Source organism: Streptomyces sp. NPDC005774 (assembly GCF_042871645.1).
GTDB classification, from domain to species: Bacteria; Actinomycetota; Actinomycetes; order Streptomycetales; family Streptomycetaceae; genus Streptomyces; species Streptomyces pratens.
In genome coordinates this window covers 16,669-30,283 of sequence record NZ_JBIAIV010000046.1, presented here as the reverse complement: position 1 = coordinate 30,283, position 13,615 = coordinate 16,669, and the positions used below count along the sequence as shown (strand labels likewise).

The window sequence follows — 13,615 nt, the reverse complement described above, 5'->3', positions numbered from 1 at the left end:
GCCCCATATTCTCTGTGAAGGTAGCGGATATGGTGGCGGGCATGATTCAGTCGCACCCTCGGCTCACCAAGGCTGTCATCCCCGCAGCAGGCCTCGGTACCCGGTTCCTGCCGGCCACCAAGGCCACTCCCAAAGAGATGCTGCCGGTCGTCGACAAGCCGGCGATCCAGTACGTGGTCGAAGAGGCCGCCGCCGCAGGTCTCGATGACGTCCTCATGGTGACGGGCCGCAACAAACGCCCGCTGGAGGACCATTTCGACCGCAATTACGAACTGGAGTCGGCCCTCAACAAGAAGGGCGACGCCGCTCGCCTCGCGAGGGTCCAGGAATCCAGCGACCTCGCGACGATGCACTACGTCCGCCAGGGCGACCCCAAGGGCCTCGGCCACGCCGTCCTGTGCGCCGCCCCGCACGTCGGCGACGAGCCCTTCGCCGTCCTCCTCGGTGACGACCTGATCGACCCGCGCGACCCCCTGCTCCGGCGCATGATCGAGGTCCAGGAGCAGCACGGCGGCAGCGTCGTCGCGCTCATGGAGGTCGCCCCGGAGCAGATCCACCTCTACGGGTCCGCCGCCGTCGAGACCACCGCGGACTCCGACGTCGTCCGGGTCAGCGGCCTCGTCGAGAAGCCCGACCCCGCCGACGCCCCCTCCAACTACGCCATCATCGGCCGCTACGTCCTCGACCCGCACGTCTTCGACATACTGCGGAAGACCGAGCCGGGCCGCGGCGGCGAGATCCAGCTCACCGACGCCCTCCAGCAACTCGCGGCCGACGAAACGGTCGGCGGCCCGGTGCACGGCGTGGTCTTCAAGGGCCGCCGCTATGACACCGGCGACCGGGGCGACTACCTGCGTGCCATTGTCCGACTCGCGTGCGAACGTGAGGACCTGGGCCCGGACTTCCGGACCTGGCTCCGCCGTTACGTCACCGAGGAGATGCAGCAGCCTTGAGCACCGCCGCGCCCCGCACCGCAGGCCCGGACCACCTCTGGTCGGTGGACGAGCACCTGGACGACATCCTCGCCACCGTCCGCCCCCTGGAACCCATCGAGCTGCAGCTCCTCGACGCCCAGGGCTGCGTCCTGGTCGAGGACGTCACGGTGCCGGTGTCACTGCCGCCGTTCGACAACAGCTCCATGGACGGGTACGCGGTACGGGTCGCGGATGTCGCGGGCGTGAGCGAGCAGTACCCGGCGGCCCTCGAGGTCGTCGGCGATGTCGCGGCCGGCCAGACCGACCTGCTCCAGGTCGGTCCCGGCCAGGCCGTACGCATCATGACCGGCGCCCCGCTCCCGCCCGGCGCCGAGACCGTCATCCCCGTCGAGTGGACCGACGGGGGGCTCGGCGAGGGCCCGGTCGCCGGGATGCGGGCCCGCAGCCTGTCTCCCGAGGGCGCCGCCGGGCAGGTGCTCGTGTACCGCCCGGCCGGGGCACGCGCGCACGTGCGCGCCAAGGGCAGCGACGTGCGGGCCGGCGACCGCGCACTGGAGGCCGGTACGGTCCTCGGCCCGCCCCAGATCTCCCTCCTGGCCGCGATCGGCCGCGGCTCCGTACGGGTGCACCCGCGCCCGCGCGTGGTGGTGCTCTCCACCGGCAGCGAACTCGTCCAGCCCGACGAGGAGCTGAGGGCCGGTCAGATCTACGACTCCAACAGCTTCTCCCTCACCGCCTGCGCCCGCGACGCCGGCGCCATCGCCTACCGGGTGGGCGCCGTCGCCGACGACGCCGACACCCTGCGCGACACCATCGAGGACCAGTTGGTGCGCGCGGACCTGGTGGTCACCACCGGAGGCGTCAGCGTCGGGGCGTACGACGTCGTCAGGGAGGCGCTGTCGTCCGTCGGCGACGAGGACGAGCCGGGCAGCGGCATCGACTTCCGCAAGCTCGCCATGCAGCCCGGCAAGCCGCAGGGCTTCGGCTCCATCGGCCCCGACCACACCCCGCTGCTCGCCCTCCCCGGCAACCCGGTCTCCTCGTACGTCTCCTTCGAGCTGTTCGCCCGCCCCGCCATCCGCACCCTGATGGGTCTCACGGACGTCCACCGGCCGAGAAAACGCGCCACCCTCACCGCGGGCGGGGCGCTGACCTCGCCGAAGGGCCGCCGTCAGTTCCTGCGCGGCCGGTACGCCGACGGCGAGGTGACCCCGGTCGGCGGCGCCGGATCCCACCTGGTGGCCGCCCTCGCCCAGGCGAACGCGCTGATCGTCGTCCCCGAGGACGTCGAGTCCGTCGCCCCCGGCACCGACGTCGAGGTGATCCTGCTCGGCTGACCCGCGCGGGTTGGCGGTACCGTGTCGCGCACAGCAGGCCCGTGCGCCGCACCGCGGCGGGCCCGGACCGGGAGCGCCACACTCATGACCGTGCCTTCCCGGGGGGACACCCCCGGACCTTCAGCGCAGGACGACCGTACGCAGGACGGAGCCCAGGACCGTACGCAGGGCCGTACGCCGGACCGCCTGACGCATCTCGACGAGGCGGGCGCCGCCCGTATGGTCGACGTCTCCGGCAAGGACGTGACCGCGCGCACCGCCCGCGCCACCGGCCGCGTCCTGGTCTCGCCCCGTGTGGTCGAACTGCTGCGCGGCGAGGGGGTCCCCAAGGGGGACGCCCTGGCCACCGCGCGGATCGCGGGCATCATGGGCGCCAAGCGCACTCCCGACCTGATCCCGCTGTGTCACCCCTTGGCGGTGTCCGGTGTGAAACTGGACCTGTCGGTCGCGGACGACGCCGTGGAGATCACGGCCACCGTGCGGACGACGGACCGTACGGGCGTCGAGATGGAGGCGCTCACCGCGGTCTCGGTCGCCGCGCTCACCGTGATCGACATGGTGAAGGCGGTCGACAAGAAGGCGGTCATCACGGACGTGCGGGTGGAGGAGAAGACGGGCGGCAAGTCGGGCGACTGGAGCAGGGCATGACACTCGACGCATCCGTCGGCGGCGCGCTGCTCGCGCCGTACAGCGCCCTGGTGGTCACCGCCTCCAACCGGGCCGCCGCCGGCGTCTACCAGGACACGGGCGGCCCGCTGATCGCCGAGGGCCTGCGGCGCTTCGGCTTCGCCGTCGACGGCCCCCAGGTGGTTCCGGACGGCGACCCGGTGGAGGCCGCGCTGCGCGCGGGTACCGAGGCCGGGTACGACGTCATCGTGACCACCGGCGGCACCGGCATCTCGCCCACCGACCGCACCCCCGAGGCGACCCGCGCGGTGATCGGCCACGAGGTGCCCGGCATCGCGGAGGCCATCCGGGCGTACGGCCGGGACAAGGTGCCGACGGCCGCCCTCTCCCGGGGCATCGCGGGGGTCGCGGGCGGCGGGACCCTGATCGTCAACCTTCCGGGGTCCAGGGGCGGGGTGAAGGACGGTCTCGCCGTCCTGGAGCCGCTGCTGAGGCACGCGGTCGACCAGTTGCGCGGTGGTGACCACCCCGGGTCGAGGGCCGGCGGGGGTGCGAGCTGAACGGCGCGGCCTGGCCCGTGGAGCTGGCGGTCGGCGACGTCGTCCTCCGGCCCATAAAGATGCGCGACCAGCGGGCCTGGCGCGAGGCCAACCGCCGCAACCGTGACTGGCTGCGGCCCTGGGAGGCAACCATCCCGCCGCCCACCCCCGCCGGCCCGGTCGTGCACCGGCCGACCTACCGCCAGATGGTCCGTCATCTGAGGGCCGAGGCGCACGCGGGCCGGATGCTGCCGTTCGTCATCGAGCACCAAGGGCGTCTGGTCGGCCAGCTGACGGTCGCCGGGATCACCTGGGGCTCGATGTGCTCGGGTCACGTCGGCTACTGGGTGGACGAGGCGGTGGCCGGCCGCGGAGTGATGCCGACAGCCGTGGCGATGGCCGTGGACCACTGTTTCCGTACGGTCGGGCTGCACCGCGTCGAGGTGTGCATTCGCCCCGAGAACGGGCCCAGCCGGCGGGTCGTGGAGAAACTCGGATTCCGCGCGGAGGGGCTGCGCCCGCGTTATCTGCACATCGACGGAGCCTGGCGCGACCATCTCGTCTTCGCGCTCACCGCGGAGGAAGTGCCCGAGGGGTTGCTCGGCCGCTGGCAGCGGGAACACTCCCGGCGTGAGCGGCCGGAGGACGAGCGGCGTCATCCCGGAATCCCGCACAGCCCCGGTAATTGAATAAATGTTCGAATTTCATCGCCTGATGATCGTCCGAAGCCCGTGAAGGCAGGGAATTTCGCGTCTCGAGTGGTCTGCTGATCGTATCGGTCAAAAAAAGTTCGAGATATCAGCCGGATCGTGCGACACACCGGCTCAATTGGCGGATGGCCTCACTCAAACCCCTCTACCGTGGGAGGCGTGAGCAGCAGCGGCCTCATCTACGCAGTCATTGTCGGGGCCTGGGCCGCCTACTTGGTGCCGATGTGGCTCCGTAGGCAGGACGAGCTGAACGAAGCCCGTCCGACGGAACGCTTCAGCACCGCCATCCGATTGTTGTCCGGACGGGCGGGAATGGAGCGCCGGTACGCCAAGGACCTGCGGGCGCGCTCCACCGACGAGGAGGAGCGGAGCGCCCACGACCCGGACGCGGTCACCGATTCGGTGGACGTCCGGGCCTTCGCCGTGTCCCACACCCGTCCGCAGGTGCAGGCACCCGTACAGGAGCAGCCCGCCCAGCGGCCGGACCGGCGCGGCCCCGAACCCGGCCCCGAACCCGGTCCCGCGCGCGAGCGCGTCCCGTCCGCCCGCCGCGAACGGGCCCCCCGACGGGCACGGCCCCAGCACCCCGGGCCGCTCCCGCCCCCGCCCTCGCTCACCGCCCAGCAGTCCCGGTCGGCGCAGGCCTCCGCGGCGCGCGCCCGGCGCTCGAAGGTGCTCGCGCGCCGCCGGCGCACCACCACCCTGCTCTTCGTCGCCTTCACGCTCGGCGCGGTCGTCGCGGCCATCGGCGGACTCGCGTTCCTGTGGGCGCCCGGAGTGCCGGCCGTGCTGCTGAGCGTCTACATCGCGCACCTGCGCTCCCAGGAGCACCGCCGGTTCGCGTACCAGATGGACCGCCGCCAGGCGGAGGTCGCGGCGCAGCGGCTGCGCGAGCGCCAGCCGCGCCGCCGCCCGTCCGTCGACGACGCGGACACCGGCGAACCGGAGGGACCTGGACAGAGCTTCGAGCCGGCCGTCGAACCGGCCCAGGAGACCGACCCCGGCCTCCTGGCGCTCGCCGCCGACCGGCGGGCGCTCGTGGAGCAGACCGACCATGCCGAGTGGGTCGACCAGCAGCGCGAGCGCCAGCGGCGCCCCGGCCAGGGCGGCGACAGCTGGGACCCGGTCCCGGTCCCGCTGCCCACGTACGTGACAGCCCCGGTCGCCCCGCGTGCCACCAGCGACGTGGACCTCGGCGCCCCGGACGCATGGAGCTCGGCCCGCTCGAGCTCCATGGCCCCGGGCCCGGAGGAGACGGCGGGCTCCGCCGACGACGCGGAGCCCGAAGGGGCCCAGAGCGGTACGGAGGAGCGGGCCGAAGGCGACGAGCGCACCGACGCCCTCCCTCACGCTCGAAGGCGCTCGCGCGGGGGGACCCCCACGGCGGCCTCGGCCCGCCGGGCGCGCGAGCGCGGCCGCACCCCGCTGTTCGACCAGTACGAGGACGGCGACCGCCCCCGCGCCGCCAACGAATGACCTCCGAAACCGCAGGTGACCCCCACCCGCAACGGATTTCCGAGCACCCCGATCGGGATGCTAAGGTTTCTCTCGTTGCAAGGGCCTGTGGCGCAGTCTGGTAGCGCACCTCGTTCGCATCGAGGGGGTCTGGGGTTCAAATCCCCACAGGTCCACCGCAGCTGAGAGCCCCCGCCGGGAAACCGGCGGGGGCTTCTTCGTGTCGTGCGAAGCCCGAGAAGCCGGGGGCCGGCCGTCACTTCGTCTCAACGGCGGTCCGTGGCGCGTGGATGCCCTGTGCCGGCAAAGGTGATCCAGCATGTTTCCCGGGCTGCGTCCAGGAGGTACCGGACGCGACCGCCACCGGTGACCTCGATCTGTCACTGCTCGCAGGTCTGCCCGCGGTGAGTGCCATGTGCCAGGCTGCCCTTGAGCCGGTGGTGCCGGGGTGTTTCCGTGGTCGGCCCGGGTGCGGTACGCATCGTGACCCAAGCGCGGTAGGTGTTCTCACGGGCCTGTCGGGCGAGGTTCTCCCAGCCCTTGGCGGAGGCGGCGTCCGCGAAGCGGACCTCCCCGTGCCCCTCCGCGGCCGGAGGCGCGGCTCGGTCGCCGCGGCCCGCCGTCACTCGGCATCCCGCGGGTCCGGTACGGGACCGTAGTCCTCTGCGTGGTCCCTGGTCAGGGCAGCCAGCAGTTCGGGGTCGGAGTGAACCTCCGCGGTGTGCTGCCAGGCGATGAGCAGTTGGGCGACGGAGGCGCTGTTGCCGAGTGAATCAGCGGCGCGCATGGTGTCGACCAGTTCGACGGCGAAGGCGTGGAGATCGGGCTCGGGCAGGAAACGGACCCACGGGAATGCGTCGGGCAGTATGTCGAGGAGCAGTTCCATGCTGCCGGGCTCCCGGCGCGCCATCGCGGCCAGCATCCGGGTGGCTGCCGACACCACGGTCTGGTCCTGCTCGGCCCGCGCCGCGGTGGTGAGGACCAGGTCCTCGCCGTCTCTGCGGTGCAGAAGCAGTCTCGGCGATTCCTGGAGCCGGGCAAGCGTCTGCTTGTTCTTGTTCACCAGCTCGGAGAAGTTCACGGCGGCTCTCTCGGTACCCATGACTTTGAAACTACTTCGAAACTCACCCCGACGCCATCGCCCGCAAGAGGGGCGCAGAGCAGCGGACCGGTCGAGGCGTGGGCGACTCCCGGGTACTGCGTCCGGTGCCGGGCACGGCGACGATGTGGCCGGTCGGCCGCGCCGACGGCCCCGAGGGCACCTTCGCCCCACGCATCCTGCGGCTCGGCTGAGAAACCGCCGTCGTCGGGCGGGGTGAGCAGGCCGAGGTCGCCGAACGGCGATACGGCGAAACAGGACGGGACCGTCAGTCGGCGGTTCCGTCCTCGCTTGTGGGCGCGCTGGTCGGAGGCTGCTCCACCACGAAAGAGCCCTTGCCGCGCACGGTGACGATGAGTCCTCGTTCGCGGAGTTCCTGTGCGGTCCGGCGGGCGGTGAGTCGTGCCACTCCGTACTCGTCGGCGAGATGGTTCTCCGAGGGGATGGGTCTGTCAGGCGCGAGCTCCCCCGACTCGATCTTCTTCGCGATGACGTCGGCCAGCTGAACATAGAGCGGTCTCGCGCTCATCGGGTCCAGAGCTGTCGGGTGCTGTGTATCGCTCATATGTCCAACATAGGTGTGCCCCGATCTGCACGTTCGGGTAGATCCCTCTCTACTTGTATGCAGAGGGCTGTGCATCGGTGTAGTTTCAGCAATGCAAAGACCCCGGCGAGGTGGCTAGACCTCCCGGGGCACGGCCAACGCTGCTTAGGAGCGTCAACATGCGCAACCTTATCCACCGTATCGCCCATTGGCTGAGCCTTCTTTTCGGCCCCGGTACCGGAATCCGCCGCGCAGGCGCCCTCCGCCACCGCGCCCAGCGCCCCACGCACCACACCCCGCGCACTCCGCACCTTGCCGCCCTCGCGCCCCGCCTCCCTCTCCCCCGCTCCCCGTACTGCCGTCACCTCCCCCTCGACGGCACCGCCTCCCGCCTCGTCCGCCCCTACCTCACCGCCCACGAACAGGAGCAGGCGCTTCGGCGGCACCGTCGCCGGGTCGTCGTACTCGCCGCCGGCTTCGGTGCCGACCTCGACCTCGGCCAGTACACCGTCGGCGCGTGGAAGGCGGCCGCGTGATGAACTCGCTCACCGCGCTCCGGCTGCTGCCCTGGCTGTCGGCGGAAGGCAAGCCCTGCTTCCTCGTCCCCGGTGAGGGGGAAGGGATCGTGTCCCGGCTCGCCGACGAGACGGAGGCCCGGCAGCTCGCGGACGGGCTGGACGTTCTCCGCTCCGCCCGCCGGGTGCTGGACGACGTCCTGACCCCGAACGCCGAGGTCCGCTACACCGCGATCCGGCTGGCCGAGTGCCTGGCCGACGCGCTGCGCGTGGCGGAGTCCCGCGGCCGACGCCTGCCCACGGCCGACGACGATGCCGACGACGGGGAGGACGACGCCACCGATCATGAGACCGGCAACGGGACCGGTGACCGCGATTCGGGAGCGTGCTCATGAGCCCCGCGCCGGGTACCTGGACCGGCGTCCGGGCTTCGGGGACGAACGGGTCATTCGGCCCGACGAGACGGACTATCGTCGTAGGCCCGGTGCGCCGAAGGAGCGAAAAGGAGTACGTCCGGTCATGACCGCACACGCCCCAGAACCCACGCCGGTCGTTCCGCCCATGCCCGAGCGGAACCCGAAGGCACTGCGTGCTGCCATCGCCCAGCACACCCCCCAGCTTCTTCCGGACTTCGACGACCACTGGAAGTGGGCCGTCGCGGACGCGTACGACATCAGTACCGTGCCCGCGTTCATGGCCCGCTGGTGGGGTGAGTACGCGGTTGCCCGGGACTCGAAGCTCGACGCGCACATGGCTGATCTGCATCACCGCGCGGCAGAGGCCACCGACCTTGCCGAGGCGAAGGCGCTTCTCGAAGAGGCCTCCCACCTGCGATACGAGGCACAGCGACTGGAGCCCGGCCTGTGACCGACGACGGGCTCATGGGACCGCCCTGGCAGATGGACTGGACACTCAAGGCCCAGGCTGCCCGCGACGCCCTGCCCGAGCAGGTGCGGAAGACCGTCGACGCGGCACGCGCCGAACTGGTCACGGCGAAGGATCCCTACTACCGGGGAATTGACGCGGATGCGGACCTTCCCGCAGGTATGAAGGTCCTGCCGGCGCGGTCCGATCTTCCGAAGGGTTCTCGTATCTTCCACTTCGACCACGGGCACGGCTGGCTGCGTTACACCTTCGTGCCGCGCACCGAGGACCCCCAGATCATCGTGGAAGAGGTCTTCTGGCAATGACCGACGGTCACTGACTACGGTCCGAAGCCGATCGCGTCAGGTGACGACCGGCCCCCTGGGCATCGCTCGCGGCCCCGCCCTGCTGGGTTGGCAGGGCGGCTCGTTTCCGTTCCGCCGGCTTTTCCGGGTGCGGGTCTACAGGGCCTTCGCGTAGCAGCGGCTGTTGTCGTGGAAGCGGTAGTAGCCGAACTTCTCGCAGGGCTCGTAGCCGCTGGAGGTGTACAGGGCGATGGCCTCCGGCTGCTGCGTGCCCGTTTCCAGGACCATGCGCAGGCGGCCGGCCGCGCGGGCGTCGTCCTCCAGGGCGGTCAGGACGCGGCGGGCCAGGCCCCGGCCACGCATCTGCTCGATCACGTACATCCGCTTCAGTTCGGCGTCCCCGTCGCGGTTGCCCTCGCCGTTGGCGTTCTGGACACGCCAGCCGCCGGAGGCGACGGGGCTGTCGTGCTCGTCGTAGGCGATCAGGTAGACGCCGTTCGGCGGCCGGAAGTCGGCGGGGTCCATGGGGGTGGCGTCGCCGCCGTCGCCGTAGCGGACGTCGTACTCGGCCTGGACCTCGTCGTTCAGCTTGACGGCGTCGGGGTGGTCATAGGGGACGTGGCGGATATTCATGCGAAGTAAGGTATATCAATCCGGGAGGGGTGGGGGATCCGTTTTTCGGACCCCGTCCAGTGTGCCGGTATCGTGCCCTGATGCTCACTGTGACCTCCGTCAACGTCAACGGACTGCGCGCCGCCGCCAAGAAGGGCTTCGTGGAGTGGCTCGGCCGGACCTCCGCCGATGCGGTGTGCCTGCAGGAGGTGCGCGCGGAGCCGCAGCAGCTGCCCGAGCACGTCCGCGAGCCCGAGGGATGGCATGTCGTGCACGCGCCCGCCGCCGCGAAGGGGCGCGCCGGGGTCTCGCTGTATACGCGCCGTACGCCCGACCGTGTCCAGATCGGATTCGGGTCGGCCGAGTTCGACGGCAGCGGGCGGTACGTGGAGGTGGACCTGCCCGGGGTCACCGTCGCGTCCCTGTACCTGCCCTCCGGCGAGGTCGGCACCGAGCGGCAGGACGAGAAGATGCGCTTCATGGGGGAGTTCTTCGCGTATCTGAAGGGCCTGCGGGAGCGGGCCGCCGCCGACGGCCGCGAGGTCGTGGTGTGCGGTGACTGGAACATCGCGCACCGGCAGGCCGACCTGAAGAACTGGCGCGGCAACACCAAGAACTCCGGGTTCCTGCCCGAGGAGCGGGAGTGGCTGGGGCGGGTCCTCGACCCGGCCGACGGCGGGTACGTGGACGTCGTACGGGCGCTGCATCCGGACGTCGAGGGGCCGTACTCGTGGTGGTCGTACCGGGGGCGCGCCTTCGACAACGACACGGGGTGGCGGATCGACTACCACATGGCGACCCCCGGGCTCGCCGCCCGCGCGGTCAAGGGCTACGTCGAGCGGGCGGCCACCCATACCGAGCGCTGGTCGGACCACGCGCCGGTGACGGTGGTCTTCCGGCCGCGGGACTGACGAGTTCGCGCGGCCGGGCGACGCGTGGTCACCGGTCGGCGCTCTCGTCGAGCCGCTCGGGACAGGAGCGGCACGCCACCGCCCGGACCCGCGCTGCCGGCTCCGGCCGCGTCACCTCGTGACCCGGATGCCGGGACGAACTCAGGCCGGGGGCTTTCAAGGCGCTCGTCTCCTTCGGCCCGATCTTCACCCTCGGCATTCGGGGCCGCACGGCCCGAGTGCTGCCGAGGGACTGTGCGCCTTCCCGCCCGGGTGGCCGTCAGTCCCCGTCGGGCGGGGGAGGCAGAATGCCGCAGAGGGCGTCGAGCGCCGCCCCGAAACCGTGGTCGGGGGGTGCGGCGTAGCCGACGACCAGGCCGTCGTGCGCGGGCATGTTGGCGGCCGGGTGCCGGAAGCCGGCGAGCCCGTCCACGGCGATGCGCTCCCGGGCCGCGGCCCCGGTCACCGACCGTTCGGTGCCGGGCGGCAGTCCCAGCACCGCGTGCAGCCCGGCGGCGATGCCCGTGAGCGTGATGTGCGGCGCCCGGTGGGCGAGGAGCGCGACGAGACGGTTCCTGCGGTCCCGGTAACGTTGCCGGGTCCGGCGGATGTGCCGGTCGTAATGGCCCGACTCGATGAAGTCGGCGAGTGTCAACTGGTCCGTGACACCGGACCACGCCTCGCGTTCGCCCTTGACGCGCAGCACGGGCTCCACCAGGTGGTCCGGCAGGACCATCCACCCCAGCCTCAGCGCGGGTGAGAGGCTCTTGCTGAGCGAGCCCAGGTACACGACACGCTGCGGATCGAGGCCCTGGACGGCGCCCACCGGCTCCCGGTCGTAGCGGAACTCCCCGTCGTAGTCGTCCTCCAGCAGTACGCCCCCGCTCCCGCGCGCCCAGTCCACCGCGGCGGCCCGCCGCTCGGCGTGGAGCGGTCCTCCCGTGGGGAACTGATGGGCGGGAGTGAGCAGCGCCGCCCGTACGCCCTTCAGCGCGAACAGCTCGGTGGTGAGCGCCCCTTGCCCGTCCAACGTCAGAGGCACGGTCCGCACGCGCGCGTCCCGCAGGATCGACCGGTGGAACGGCAGTCCGTAGGACTCCACCGCCAGGGGGCCGCGCAGCACCTTCCCGCCGAAGAGGAGCCGCAGGGCGGACGCGAAACCGGAGCACACGACGATCCTCTCGGGGTCGGTGCGTACGCCTCGCGCGCGGGACAGGTATGCGGCGAGGGCGCGTCGCAGCTCGGGCCGGCCACGGGGATCACCGGGCCCGAACGCGTCGTGGGGCGCCGCGTTCAGCGCCCGCCGCGCGGCGGCCAGCCAGGCGGTACGGGGGAAGGAGGCGAGGTCCGGCAGGCCCTGCCGCAGGTTGTGGGCGGGTGGTCGGGGGCGCGCCGGCGTCGGTTCGGGCACCCGCGGGGAACCGACCGGCTTCGCTCTGGGCGCCACCCGCGTCCCCGACCCCTGGCGGGCGACCAGCCAGCCCTCGGCGACGAGTTCGGCGTAGGTCTCGGCGACGGTGTTGCGGGCCAGCCCGAGGTCGGCGGCGAGCGACCGGTAAGGAGGGAGCCGGGTGCCCGGTGCCAGCCGTCCGTCCCCGATCGCCTCGCGCAGCGCGCGACCGAGCGCGGCACGGCGGCCACGGCCTCCGGCCATGTCCGGCTTCAGGTCCAAGTGCAGGTCGCTGCCGACGTGTTCGGCCGAATTGACCCATGAATCAGACACGGGAATGCACCCTACACAGGGTCTTTCGAGTGCATAACGTAGTCATCAGGAAGTGCGGGGACCCGACGGGACACCGGGGCCCGGACACGGTCCGAGGCCGGCTCGTGCGGTCCCGCTTCCGCAGTTCCACCGACCCGACCGCACCGGAGGAGAACCCCGTGAACGCGTCCGCCCAGCCCGTCCTCGTCCGTGCCGGTTCCGCCGAAACACTGCAGGACGGGCCCACCAGCCTCATCACGCTGCTCGCCGACTCCGCCCGGACCCAGGGTGCGTTGACGGCCAACCGGGCCACCCTGCGCAAGGGGTCTCCGGGTGCTCCCGCCCACTTCCACACCAAGGCGACCGAGATGTTCTTCGTGCTCGGCGGCAGCCTGCGGGTGCTGCTGGGCGACCGGATCGTCACCCTGGAGACCGGCGACTTCGTGACGGTGCCGCCGCGGCTGCCGCACGCCTTCGCCCCGGCCCGGGGAGAGGAGGCCGACGTGCTGGTCGCCTTCACCCCCGGTATGGACCGCTTCGACTACTACCGTCTGCTGGAGCGTGTGTACCGGGGCGAGGCCACTGTCGAGGACATCAAGGCCGGCTCCGAGCGGTACGACAACCACTACTACGTCAGCTCCCTCTGGCAGGCGGAGCTCGCCGACGACTGACCGGCCCGACGACTGACCGGCCCGACGACTGACCGGCCCTGGGCCGGGTCCGCCCGCGGGCAGTCCTGTCCGCGGGCGGTCCTGCCCGCGGTCAGCTCTGCTTGTTCAGCCGGCGGTCCATCGACAGGGAGAGTTCCGCGTCGACCACGCTGCGGGCCAGGGGGCGCAGGCGGTGCACGGCCTCCTCGGGGGCGTGGCGCAGGATCAGCTCGGCGAAGAGGCCGGCCATGGCCTCGGTGTGGGTGCGGACCTCCCGGCCCGCGCGCAGCACCTCCGCGAGCGGGATGCCCTCGCGGACCAGGGCGGACGAGACGTCCAGCAGACGGCGGCTGATGTGGACGATCTCCTCGCCGTCGATGCCGAGGTAGCCGAGGTCCATCGCGGCGGCCAGGTTCTCCGGGGTGACGTCGCCGGCGAAGTAGTCGGCGAGTTCCTCGGGGGTGAGGCGGACGGGGGTTTCCTCGGTGGGGATGTCCATGCCGAGGAGCTCCCCGACGTCGCGGCCGTGGTCGAAGGCCTCGGCCAGTTCCGCTATGCCGTTGAGGGTGTGGCCGCGTTCCAGCAGCGCCGTGATCGTGTTCAGCCGGGCCAGGTGGTGGTCGTCGTACCACGCTATCCGGCCTTCGCGGCGGGGCGGCGGTATCAGCTTGCGTTCGCGGTAGAAGCGCAGCGTGCGCACCGTGATGCCGGCCAGGCGGGCCAGCTCCTCCATGCGGTACTCGCGCCGCTCGCCCTGGGGTTCTGCTTCCTCTGCCACGGCAGCAGCCTAGGGCCTGCTGTCGAACTCACGGGTGCGCGGCGAGCGCGGCC

General features: G+C 71.7%; 18 protein-coding genes and 1 tRNA gene. 13 read left to right on the top strand and 6 right to left on the bottom strand.

Annotation, left to right across the window (positions count from 1 at the left end):
- The first annotated feature begins 41 nt into the window (after positions 1-41).
- The 7 genes from galU to ACFYQA_RS30700 all read left to right on the top strand — a co-directional run bounded on the left by galU (position 42) and on the right by ACFYQA_RS30700 (position 5,779).
- Positions 42-953 (top strand): UTP--glucose-1-phosphate uridylyltransferase GalU, encoded by a 912-nt coding sequence (galU, locus tag ACFYQA_RS30730; RefSeq protein WP_388924740.1) that lies wholly within the window; start codon positions 42-44, stop codon positions 951-953.
- Positions 950-2,272: a gephyrin-like molybdotransferase Glp gene (gene glp, locus ACFYQA_RS30725; protein WP_388924738.1), complete on the top strand. Its 1,323-nt coding sequence runs from the start codon at positions 950-952 to the stop codon at positions 2,270-2,272. The genes galU and glp overlap by 4 nt, the downstream gene beginning before the upstream one ends.
- An 84-nt stretch (positions 2,273-2,356) precedes the next feature.
- Positions 2,357-2,920, top strand: a complete 564-nt coding sequence (gene moaC / locus ACFYQA_RS30720) for a cyclic pyranopterin monophosphate synthase MoaC (RefSeq protein ID WP_388924735.1) — start codon at positions 2,357-2,359, stop codon at positions 2,918-2,920.
- Entirely contained in the window at positions 2,917-3,459 is a 543-nt protein-coding gene (locus ACFYQA_RS30715) for a molybdenum cofactor biosynthesis protein B (RefSeq protein ID WP_388924732.1), read from the top strand. Before moaC ends, ACFYQA_RS30715 begins: the two co-directional genes overlap by 4 nt.
- A 59-nt stretch (positions 3,460-3,518) precedes the next feature.
- Entirely contained in the window at positions 3,519-4,127 is a 609-nt protein-coding gene (locus ACFYQA_RS30710) for a GNAT family N-acetyltransferase (RefSeq protein WP_388924836.1), read from the top strand.
- Between the two features lie 180 nt (positions 4,128-4,307).
- Positions 4,308-5,624 (top strand): gephyrin-like molybdotransferase receptor GlpR, encoded by a 1,317-nt coding sequence (gene glpR / locus ACFYQA_RS30705; protein ID WP_388924729.1) that lies wholly within the window; start codon positions 4,308-4,310, stop codon positions 5,622-5,624.
- 81 nt (positions 5,625-5,705) lie between these two features.
- Positions 5,706-5,779, top strand: a tRNA-Ala gene (locus ACFYQA_RS30700).
- 204 nt (positions 5,780-5,983) lie between these two features.
- Here the strand turns inward: ACFYQA_RS30700 and ACFYQA_RS30695 are convergent.
- The 3 genes from ACFYQA_RS30695 to ACFYQA_RS30685 form a co-directional block, all read right to left on the bottom strand.
- Entirely contained in the window at positions 5,984-6,229 is a 246-nt protein-coding gene (locus ACFYQA_RS30695; protein WP_388924726.1) for a hypothetical protein, read from the bottom strand.
- Entirely contained in the window at positions 6,226-6,705 is a 480-nt protein-coding gene (locus tag ACFYQA_RS30690; protein ID WP_388924723.1) for a hypothetical protein, read from the bottom strand. The genes ACFYQA_RS30695 and ACFYQA_RS30690 overlap by 4 nt, the downstream gene beginning before the upstream one ends.
- A 265-nt stretch (positions 6,706-6,970) precedes the next feature.
- Entirely contained in the window at positions 6,971-7,267 is a 297-nt protein-coding gene (locus tag ACFYQA_RS30685) for a GntR family transcriptional regulator (protein ID WP_388924720.1), read from the bottom strand.
- 158 nt (positions 7,268-7,425) lie between these two features.
- On the opposite strand from ACFYQA_RS30685, the gene ACFYQA_RS30680 reads away from it, so the two are divergent.
- From ACFYQA_RS30680 to ACFYQA_RS30665, 4 genes are all read left to right on the top strand, one after another.
- Complete coding sequence (locus ACFYQA_RS30680; RefSeq protein ID WP_388924717.1) at positions 7,426-7,782, top strand: hypothetical protein; 357 nt, start codon at positions 7,426-7,428, stop codon at positions 7,780-7,782.
- Positions 7,782-8,156 carry a hypothetical protein gene (locus ACFYQA_RS30675; protein WP_388924714.1) on the top strand — a complete coding sequence of 125 codons (375 nt, stop codon included), beginning with the start codon at positions 7,782-7,784 and terminating at the stop codon, positions 8,154-8,156. The genes ACFYQA_RS30680 and ACFYQA_RS30675 overlap by 1 nt, the downstream gene beginning before the upstream one ends.
- Before the next feature lie 124 nt (positions 8,157-8,280).
- Complete coding sequence (locus ACFYQA_RS30670; protein ID WP_388924711.1) at positions 8,281-8,628, top strand: hypothetical protein; 348 nt, start codon at positions 8,281-8,283, stop codon at positions 8,626-8,628.
- Entirely contained in the window at positions 8,625-8,951 is a 327-nt protein-coding gene (locus ACFYQA_RS30665) for a hypothetical protein (RefSeq protein WP_388924708.1), read from the top strand. Before ACFYQA_RS30670 ends, ACFYQA_RS30665 begins: the two co-directional genes overlap by 4 nt.
- A gap of 135 nt (positions 8,952-9,086) precedes the next feature.
- Here the strand turns inward: ACFYQA_RS30665 and ACFYQA_RS30660 are convergent, their stop codons facing one another.
- Positions 9,087-9,563, bottom strand: coding sequence for a GNAT family N-acetyltransferase (locus ACFYQA_RS30660; RefSeq protein WP_388924706.1), 477 nt, complete (start codon positions 9,561-9,563; stop codon positions 9,087-9,089).
- Positions 9,564-9,643: 80 nt separating this feature from the next.
- On the opposite strand from ACFYQA_RS30660, the gene ACFYQA_RS30655 reads away from it, so the two are divergent.
- A complete protein-coding gene (locus tag ACFYQA_RS30655) occupies positions 9,644-10,453 on the top strand; it encodes an exodeoxyribonuclease III (RefSeq protein ID WP_388924703.1) in 810 nt (269 codons plus the stop codon).
- A 259-nt stretch (positions 10,454-10,712) separates the two neighbouring features.
- Here ACFYQA_RS30655 and ACFYQA_RS30650 read toward each other — a convergent pair whose 3' ends face one another.
- On the bottom strand, positions 10,713-12,155 hold the full coding sequence (locus tag ACFYQA_RS30650; protein ID WP_388924700.1) for a PLP-dependent aminotransferase family protein: 1,443 nt from the start codon (positions 12,153-12,155) through the stop codon (positions 10,713-10,715).
- A 158-nt stretch (positions 12,156-12,313) separates the two neighbouring features.
- Here ACFYQA_RS30650 and ACFYQA_RS30645 point away from each other — a divergent pair, with 158 nt between their 5' ends.
- A complete protein-coding gene (locus ACFYQA_RS30645) occupies positions 12,314-12,805 on the top strand; it encodes a cupin domain-containing protein (protein WP_388924699.1) in 492 nt (163 codons plus the stop codon).
- A 91-nt stretch (positions 12,806-12,896) separates the two neighbouring features.
- Here ACFYQA_RS30645 and ACFYQA_RS30640 read toward each other — a convergent pair whose 3' ends face one another.
- Positions 12,897-13,517: a MerR family transcriptional regulator gene (locus ACFYQA_RS30640; RefSeq protein WP_388924833.1), complete on the bottom strand. Its 621-nt coding sequence runs from the start codon at positions 13,515-13,517 to the stop codon at positions 12,897-12,899.
- Positions 13,518-13,615: the final 98 nt, after the last annotated feature.

Excerpts from the sequence above, each read along its gene's own strand:
- ACFYQA_RS30680 (WP_388924717.1), top strand. The coding sequence starts at position 7,426 with ATGCGCAACCTTATCCACCGTATCGCCCATTGGCTGAGCCTTCTTTTC.
- moaC (WP_388924735.1), top strand. The coding sequence starts at position 2,357 with ATGACCGTGCCTTCCCGGGGGGACACCCCCGGACCTTCAGCGCAGGAC.
- ACFYQA_RS30670 (WP_388924711.1), top strand. The coding sequence starts at position 8,281 with ATGACCGCACACGCCCCAGAACCCACGCCGGTCGTTCCGCCCATGCCC.
- ACFYQA_RS30685 (WP_388924720.1), bottom strand. The coding sequence starts at position 7,267 with ATGAGCGATACACAGCACCCGACAGCTCTGGACCCGATGAGCGCGAGA.
- ACFYQA_RS30710 (WP_388924836.1), top strand. The coding sequence starts at position 3,519 with ATGCGCGACCAGCGGGCCTGGCGCGAGGCCAACCGCCGCAACCGTGAC.
- ACFYQA_RS30690 (WP_388924723.1), bottom strand. The coding sequence starts at position 6,705 with ATGGGTACCGAGAGAGCCGCCGTGAACTTCTCCGAGCTGGTGAACAAG.
- ACFYQA_RS30715 (WP_388924732.1), top strand. The coding sequence starts at position 2,917 with ATGACACTCGACGCATCCGTCGGCGGCGCGCTGCTCGCGCCGTACAGC.
- ACFYQA_RS30675 (WP_388924714.1), top strand. The coding sequence starts at position 7,782 with ATGAACTCGCTCACCGCGCTCCGGCTGCTGCCCTGGCTGTCGGCGGAA.
- ACFYQA_RS30655 (WP_388924703.1), top strand. The coding sequence starts at position 9,644 with ATGCTCACTGTGACCTCCGTCAACGTCAACGGACTGCGCGCCGCCGCC.
- ACFYQA_RS30660 (WP_388924706.1), bottom strand. The coding sequence starts at position 9,563 with ATGAATATCCGCCACGTCCCCTATGACCACCCCGACGCCGTCAAGCTG.
- ACFYQA_RS30640 (WP_388924833.1), bottom strand. The coding sequence starts at position 13,517 with ATGGAGGAGCTGGCCCGCCTGGCCGGCATCACGGTGCGCACGCTGCGC.
- galU (WP_388924740.1), top strand. The coding sequence starts at position 42 with ATGATTCAGTCGCACCCTCGGCTCACCAAGGCTGTCATCCCCGCAGCA.